At 58.7% G+C, this 7797-nt stretch carries 5 protein-coding genes; 2 read left to right on the plus strand and 3 right to left on the minus strand.

Annotated elements, in window-relative coordinates; translation table 11 throughout:
• Positions 1 to 42: 42 nt before the first annotated feature.
• Entirely contained in the window at positions 43 to 4107 is a 4065-nt protein-coding gene (locus tag JNM28_02865) for a right-handed parallel beta-helix repeat-containing protein (GenBank protein MBL8067365.1), read from the plus strand.
• 136 nt (positions 4108 to 4243) lie between these two features.
• The gene (locus JNM28_02870) at positions 4244 to 4846 is read left to right on the plus strand and encodes a hypothetical protein (GenBank protein ID MBL8067366.1); all 603 of its coding nucleotides are present in this window, start codon (positions 4244 to 4246) and stop codon (positions 4844 to 4846) included.
• On the opposite strand, the gene JNM28_02875 is transcribed toward JNM28_02870, so the two are convergent.
• The 3 genes from JNM28_02875 to JNM28_02885 are packed head-to-tail and all read right to left on the minus strand — an operon-like array spanning position 4836 to position 7403.
• On the minus strand, positions 4836 to 5678 hold the full coding sequence (locus JNM28_02875) for a carbon-nitrogen hydrolase family protein (GenBank protein ID MBL8067367.1): 843 nt from the start codon (positions 5676 to 5678) through the stop codon (positions 4836 to 4838). The genes JNM28_02870 and JNM28_02875 overlap by 11 nt on opposite strands.
• Entirely contained in the window at positions 5675 to 7000 is a 1326-nt protein-coding gene (locus JNM28_02880) for a homoserine dehydrogenase (protein ID MBL8067368.1), read from the minus strand. Before JNM28_02880 ends, JNM28_02875 begins: the two co-directional genes overlap by 4 nt.
• The gene (locus JNM28_02885; GenBank protein MBL8067369.1) at positions 6954 to 7403 is read right to left on the minus strand and encodes a biotin/lipoyl-binding protein; all 450 of its coding nucleotides are present in this window, start codon (positions 7401 to 7403) and stop codon (positions 6954 to 6956) included. Before JNM28_02885 ends, JNM28_02880 begins: the two co-directional genes overlap by 47 nt.
• Positions 7404 to 7797: the final 394 nt, after the last annotated feature.

The following is a 7797-nucleotide window of genomic DNA, read 5'->3' on the forward strand; positions in this document are numbered from 1 at the left end:
TTTTCAATTATTGTTTTTTTTCCGAACGGTAAACTTTGGGCCGTGGGAATCTCGTTGTTAGCATCTCTCATCATTGTTGCGAACGTTGGCGCATCTTTGCCGCCAGCCCCCGAAACCCGCACACCCCTGTTCGATACCGCCCCCAAATCTTTCCCAAAAGCTTCCCAACCGGATGCGAACCACCCCGCCTTCCCGCAAGGATGGGCCGACAACGTGGCCTATCTCGACGGTCGCCATGCCGCCGTTTACGGTTGGTTTTTGGTTGACCGGTATTGCCCTGACCCCAGGAACCAGAATCCGCAACACGAAGATGCGATCCGCATCTATATCGGCAACGACCACGGGGAGCGCACAGAGATCCTCGCCGGGCCGGGCTCGGACCTCGTCCGCCAGTATGGGGGGGTGAGTGCCCTGCAGGGCAAGATCGTCAAGGTGACCGGGGTCTTTGATGCGGCCGCAAAGACCGTGCAGATCGAAACCCTGGATCTCTTCACGCCCGACCTCCTCCGCTATCCGGGGAGCGACCGGCCCTATTTCTCTGCCCTGGGCCTGTATCGGGAAAAGGCCCCCGGTCAATTCCAGCGCTCGCCATTCCAGGAAGCGGCCGATAACCGGCCCTACCTCAACGTCTTGCTCCGAACATCCGACTCCACCGGGGTTTCGCCCCACATCGCCAGCTATTACCAGGCTTTTCTCCGCAACACGTTTCCTGGCATGGATCATATGATCCAGCAGGCCTCATATGGCAAAACCTCGATAACCGGCAGCCAGACCCTGGATTGGCAAAACCTCCCCAAAACTAAAGTGCAATATTGCTCGCCGGGGAACGGGGTAGCAAACCTTTATGACTCGGCCAAGCTGTTCGCCGATATCCAGCCCCTCATTGACGCCAACGTGAACTTTGCCTCCTGGTGGGGCATGAATTTCTGCCTCAACGTCACTGACGACTTCAACGGGTTTTATGCCACTTACGTCCATGTCACCGCCGACGGGCAAGATCGGTGGATGCCATGCACGGTGCTGGATGGACCTCAGACATCCCAACAAATCTATGCCCACGAAATGGGCCACAACATCGGGTTCCCCCACTGCTCGGGGCCTTACTCGACCCCCTATGATTCGCAATGGGACAGCATGAGCAGCGGCAATTACCAGGCTAATGCCGGGAGCCCATTCGGTACGAACTTCAATGTTGGAACGGGCTACATCGCCTACAACCGCAACAAAAACAAGTGGATCGATGCCAACAAAATCTACTATGCCTATCCAGGGACATCCACCACGATCCGCCTGGAACGCCTGGAAACCCCCACAACCAACGATTACTTGATGGCAAAAGTGTTCATCCGGGGTGGAAACTCATACTACTACACAGTTGAAGCGCGGAAGAAAGTCGGCTACGACACCGGTGTCCCGCTGGAAGGCGTGCTCATCCACCAGGTTGATGAATTCCGCCGCGTGGAAGACATCTTCAACCCCGGCCAATTCAACGACGACCGGTACGCGCAAGTGGTGGATAGCACCAACGACAACAACCCGAATGATGCGGGGGCCATCTGGACGCCGGGCGAAACCTATTCCGACGCACCGAGCGGAATCAGTATCCAAGTCCTCTCCGGCGATGCAACCGGGTACACGGTCAAAATCACGGTGAGCGGCTCTCAGCCCATGCCGGGAGTGGTTTATAACTCCAACGCCACCGGCCCCGGATCGTTGATCGACTGCCTCACCTACCTCAACGACTTCCCCAACCAAACACTGACGTTTAAAATCCCCACCAGCGACCCCAGTTTCAACGGCAAATACTTCAAACTCAGCCCAACACGGGCCCTCCCCGATATCACGGCAACCGGTGCCACCATCGACGGCAGTTCGCAAACCACGTTCACTGGAAATACCAACGTGGCCGGGCCAGAAATCCAGATCGACGGCACAAACGCCGGGCAATGGACGTACGGCTTGATGATCAAAGGGTCTGGGAACACGGTCAAAGGACTGGCCATCGCAAACTACCAACAGTCGGGCATCCAAATCCAAAATGCCACCGGGGCCACCGTTCAGGACTGTTATCTTTCAACTGATGCCGAAGCCCTTGCCAACCAATCCAATCTGAGAGAATCCATCACGGTGCTCGATTCGAGCGGCGTCCTGCTAAAAGGCAACTTGATCGCCCGGGCCCAATACGACGGCGTGTGGCTCCAACGCGTGACGAACTGCAACCTTGAAAACAACTATCTGGGATATTTGGCCGGCTGGGCGGCGAGTGCCATGCCCTACACCTGCCTTTCGATGCGCGAATACACCAATGTCACGGTGGGAGGGGCCCCCTCAAAACGAAACTACTTCGGCAACGCCGCCAATTACGGCATGTTTGTGGATGGCGGCACCGGTCTTGAAGTCTCGGGCAACTATTTTGGTATCGCCGGGAATGGGTTGACCGCCGCCCCGATCACCTATTCCGCCATTTACATGCGCAGCGACGCCACCGGGTTCCAAATCGGCAAGCCGTCGGCACCGAATTACATCGGCAATTGCGGGAGCAATGGGCTTGCGCTCGAATCCGTCTATGTCGGAAAGGTGCAATCGAACTACATTGGGCTCTGCCCCGACGGCTCAACGGCCGCTCCTGTAACCGGAGAAGGCATTGCCTGCTGGGGATCCACGATTTACCCGCAATTCGGGGGGCCGAACTCAGGCGAAGGAAACCTCATCGGCAACACGTCCAACAATGGGATCTATGTCGGCCGTGGCTACCGCATTGCGATCCAAGGCAATCTGATCGGTTTCAAAAAGGACGGGCTCACGGCTGCCCCGGTTGGAGGTTCCGGCATTTGGATGAACGATGGCGGGGCCTATAACTTGATCGGGGGATCAACGGCCACTCAGCGCAACGTGATCGGCAATTGCGCCTACCAAGGCGTCGTTTTGGCCACTATGTATGCCAATGAAATCCACGGCAACTATATCGGCTTTGGCAAAGATGGCAAAACCGCCGCGCCGATCCGATATTCCGAGATCCTGATCTTTGGGGCGGGCAAATACAATGTCATTGGGGCACCCGGCAAGGGCAACGTCATTGGCAATACCACCGAAGGCAACGCCATCCAAATCAACGACGCCGCCACAGATTATGATGTCGTCCAAGGCAACCTGATCGGACTCGGGGCCGACCTCAATACGGCCGCCCCGGTGCGGTGGTCGGGTGTCTCGGTGACAGCCGACGCCTACTGGCACTACATCGGCGGATCCAACCCAGGTGAAGGCAACCGCATCGCCAACACCAGCGGCGCCGGGCTGTGGATCGACAGTCCAAGGAACCAGGTCGTTAACAACCAAATCGGATTTGCCAATGACGGCAACGTCAACGTCCCCTTTGGCGACGACTGCATCGGCATGGGCGAGAATGCGCGGGATTGCACCGTTTCCGGCAACCGGCTCGGCAATGGGAAACGCGGCATTGCGCTCTGGGGGTCTGATTCCAATGCGATCCGGGCCAACATCATCGGCCTCAACACATCCTACAACCCCGCCCCGTTCCAGTGGGAAGGCATCATGCTCACAAACGGGGCAACGGGCAATTACATCGGGAACGGGGGGGCGGCAAGCGGGAACCTCGTCACCAACTGTCAACGCGGCATCGGCATCTGGAACGACGCCACATTTGGCAACCCAATCCGGTTCAACAGGATTTGGGACAACTCGGCCCTTGGGATCGACCTCACCAAGAACGATGGTTCATTTGGTGTCACCGCCAACGACGCCTTGGATGCCGACACCGGCCCCAACAACCTGCAAAACTTCCCCACGTTTACCAGCGTATCACTCAACGGGTCCAACTGGCAGATCGGTGTGACTTTGAACTCGGTCGCCAACAAGGCTTACGCAATCGACATTTACGTCAGCCCATCGGCCGACCCCAGCAACTACGGTGAAGGGCAGTACTACTTGGGTTCGGTGACTGTCACAACCAACGGAAGTGGGGTGGCGACGACAACGGTATCGCTTCCCCACTACAGCGGCACGTACGGGAAGATTCTGACCGCAACGGCAACGGATCTCGCCACCGGGGACACCAGCGAGTTCAGCCTCCGCATCGTCGGCCCATAAGCCGCCACCCCGCCGCAAGGGCTGTGCTTCTCACCAGCGCGAATCAGGCTGGTGACCGGAAATTTAGGGCTCCGAGGAGGGTTATCCACCGAACCAAATTGAACGTGCTAGCATTGTGGCAGCGAGGAGAAAATTTTTGAAGCCCATCTTTGCGTTCGCCCTTCTTTGCTTTGCCGCACTCGGCACCTGCGCGACGTTCGATTTTGAAAACGAACCGGTTGCCGGCCATGCCAGCGGTGTCGTTTTCTCGGACTCCGGTGTCAACCTCACCGTCCGGTCGGCCGGGGGATGGGTTCACGTCTCATCGCTGGCGATTGCCGACAACCAGGGCACAAAATCCTGCTTTGCCAATGCCCGCCCGGATATTGCTGGCAATCCGTTCAGCCCCATTGATTTCACATTCGACCGCGACATCACGAACGCCACCCTGTTGGCCGGGGATGGGGGCAACGACGACGACATCACGATTTCCGTCACCCTGTTCGACGCCAATGGCGTCCAGGTTGGCAACCTTGTGCAACCTTACGGGAACACGAGCCACGGGATTTCTTTTCAGATCAACCAAACCTTCCGCCGGGCCGTCGTCGACAGCGACACACCGACAAACCCGCACAGCATTGCGGCAGAATGGTCTTCCGTGACGGCCAGCCCAGTTCCCGAACCCAGCCTTTTCGGCACTTTGGGAATCGCCCCACTTCTCATGAACCGGGCCAAACGCCGCAAACGGCTTACGACGTGAGATCAGAGTAAAGCCCAGGTTGCCGGCACGCAAAGGCATCCGTTTCAAATTGCCCGGGGATCACCACCGTGCGTTTTTGACGGGCATCTTTGATATCGAATTCAGCCTGGATGACGGCTTCGGCATCCCCAGCCGAAGCCAAAACTTCGCCACCAACCCCGTAGATCGCCGATTCTCCGCGGAATGAAAAGCCGTTTTCATCCCCAACGCGGTTGCAACTGGCAAAAAACACCTTGTTCTCCATGGCCCTCGCCGGGCACATCAACGCCGGTGTCGTCCCTTTGCGGACCGGCCAATTCGTCGGCAAAACGATCAAATCCGCCTCACGGAGGGCCATGACGCGGGCGGCCTCTGGCGGCCGCAAATCATAGCAAATCAAAATGCCGATTCGTCCGAGGGCGGTCTCAAACACCGGCAGGGCCGTCCCCGGGGTGGCAAATTGGTCGAAACCCAAGCAAGGCAGGTGGGTTTTGACATACCGGCGCATCCGGCCATCTGGCTCCACCAGGAGCGCCCCATTGTAGAGCCCGAATCCATCCTTGCCGGCAAACCCCGCCACAACATGAATGCCGAGCTCGACTGCGGCCGCTTGCACCCGCGCCACATCGTCATGGCACTCGGTGACATCAAAGTCCCGGTCGCAGCAAACCCGGATGGCAATCCGCTCGGCCTCTTCCGCAGTGGAAACGCAGTAACCGGTCAAAAATGCCTCCGGGAAAACCGCCAGATCGACCCCATTCGACCGCGCTTCACCCAAACCTGCAATCAGCCTGTCGGCATTGGCCGCAGGGTTGCCAAAGACAACGTCGTATTGGAAACAGGCGAGCCTCACGACTCCACCCGGAACCAACTCTCAACCCGGGTGACGCACGGCAACGACCCCACGGCATCTAACGCCGAAGTGAAATCGCCTTCCCGGCATACGTGGGTCATAAAGGCGATCTCGCCTTTGCCGCCGACTTTGGTCACCATCTCCATTTGGGAAAGGCCGACCTTCCATCGGCTGAACGCCATGGCGATTTCGCCGAGGGTGCCGGGCCGGTCGGCAACTTCAAACCGGACGTAGTATCGGGATTCCAAATCGCAGATCGGCGACATCGGCATCCCTTCCCCGTAAGGGATCGCGCTTCCATTGCCTCCGCTGACGATGTTCCGGGCAACGTCGATCAGATCCCCAACAACCGCGCTTGCCGTTGGATCGGCTCCCGCCCCCCTGCCACTAAACATCAAATCGCCCACAAAATCGCCGTGCAGCCACAGGGCGTTGTAGACCCCATTGACGTTGGCCAATTGGTGGCCGAGCGGGATCAAGGCCGGATGCACGCGGACAAGCACCTCCCCATCCGATGTCTCTTCGCAGATCCCAAGGAGCTTGATCCGGTAGCCGAAGTGCCGCGCATAGTGCATATCGGCGGCCCCAACGCTTCGGATCCCTTCGCGGTGGACGGCGTCCAACGGGATCTGGCGGCCGAAACAGATGGCCGCCAAGATCGAAATCTTGTACATCGTGTCAAACCCGTCCACGTCCGCCGTCGGGTCGGCCTCGGCATATCCCTTTTCCTGTGCCTCGGCCAAGGCCTCGGAAAAATCGGCCCCGTGCTGTTCCATTTGGGTAAGGATGTAGTTGGTTGTCCCATTCAAAATCCCCATCAATTTGATGACATCGTTGCCGGCCAGCTGGTGCTTCAGCGGTTGGACAACTGGGATCCCGCCGCCTACAGCCGCTTCGAAGTGCAGGTCGAGCCCTCGGTTTTTGGCAAGCGAGACCAAACGTGAGCCATTCTTGGCAATCAGCTCTTTGTTGGCGGTCACGACATGTTTCCCGTTTTCCAAAGCTCGCAATACCAGTTCGCCCGCGGGGGATTCGCCACCCATCAGTTCCAGAACCACATCGATGGACGGATCGTTCACGATCGCCCATAAGTCGTCGGTCACCAGTTGGGGATTGATGCCCCGATCCTTTGTCAGGTCTCGAACCCCGACCTTGGCCAATTCGAAAACCGTGCCCGTTTTGGCCAAAACCTCGTCCGCGTTGTCGACCAGCATGCGGTATGTGCCTTGCCCGACGGTTCCAAAGCCTAAAAAGCCGAGCCGGATCACCCGGTTTTCAGCCGATGTAGAGGATTGCATCGCCGGGTTGGACGAGATCGCCATTCTTGATTGCCACCTTGCTCACCACACCGCTGACCGGGGCGGTGATTTCGTTGAAAACCTTCATTGCCTCAATCAGCCCAACCACTTGCCCGGCTTGGACAGCCTCACCCTCTTTGGCGAACGGGGGCGAACCCGGGCTGCTGGAGGCGTAATAGATGCCGGTCATCGGGCTGGTCACCGGGATTCCGGTGGGGCCGCTAGGCTTGGGCGAAGCTTTGGGCTTTGCCGCTGACTTGGGGCTACCGGTAGGGCTTGGTGCCACCGGGGCGGCGGCCACGGCGCGGGTTTCCGGCTCGATTGCGAGTTCCACGGCCCACCCGTCGCCGGATAGCTTGGCTTTTTCCAAGCCGAACTCCGCCATGATCGAGGCGAGTTCGTCCACCTTGCCGTTCAGTTCGTCCACGGCGTTATTATGCGTGATCCGGCTGGGGGTTGCCCGGGGTATGCGGAGCGGAGCCCGGGTTCATGGGGCACTCGGGGGCCACTGGCGGAGCCGGTGCCCGCACAACCCCTCCCAACCCTCCCCAGACTTGGGAAGGGGATTATTTGCGACTCCCTCTTTTTGAGTGGCCCAGGGTATGAGGAGCGGAGCCCGAGTGGTGAAAACAACCCCTCCCAACCCTCCCCAGACTTGGGGAGGGGGATTATTTGCGACTCCCTCTTTTTGAGTAGACCGGGGTATGAGGAGCGGAGCCCGGGCTCGTGGAGTAAACAACCCCTCCCAACCCTCCCCAGACTTGGGAAGGGGGATTATTTGCGACTCCCTCTTTTTGAGTGGCCCAGGGTATGAGGAGCGG

The sequence above is a fragment of the Armatimonadota bacterium genome (assembly GCA_016789105.1).
Lineage (GTDB): Bacteria > Armatimonadota > Fimbriimonadia > Fimbriimonadales > Fimbriimonadaceae > UphvI-Ar2.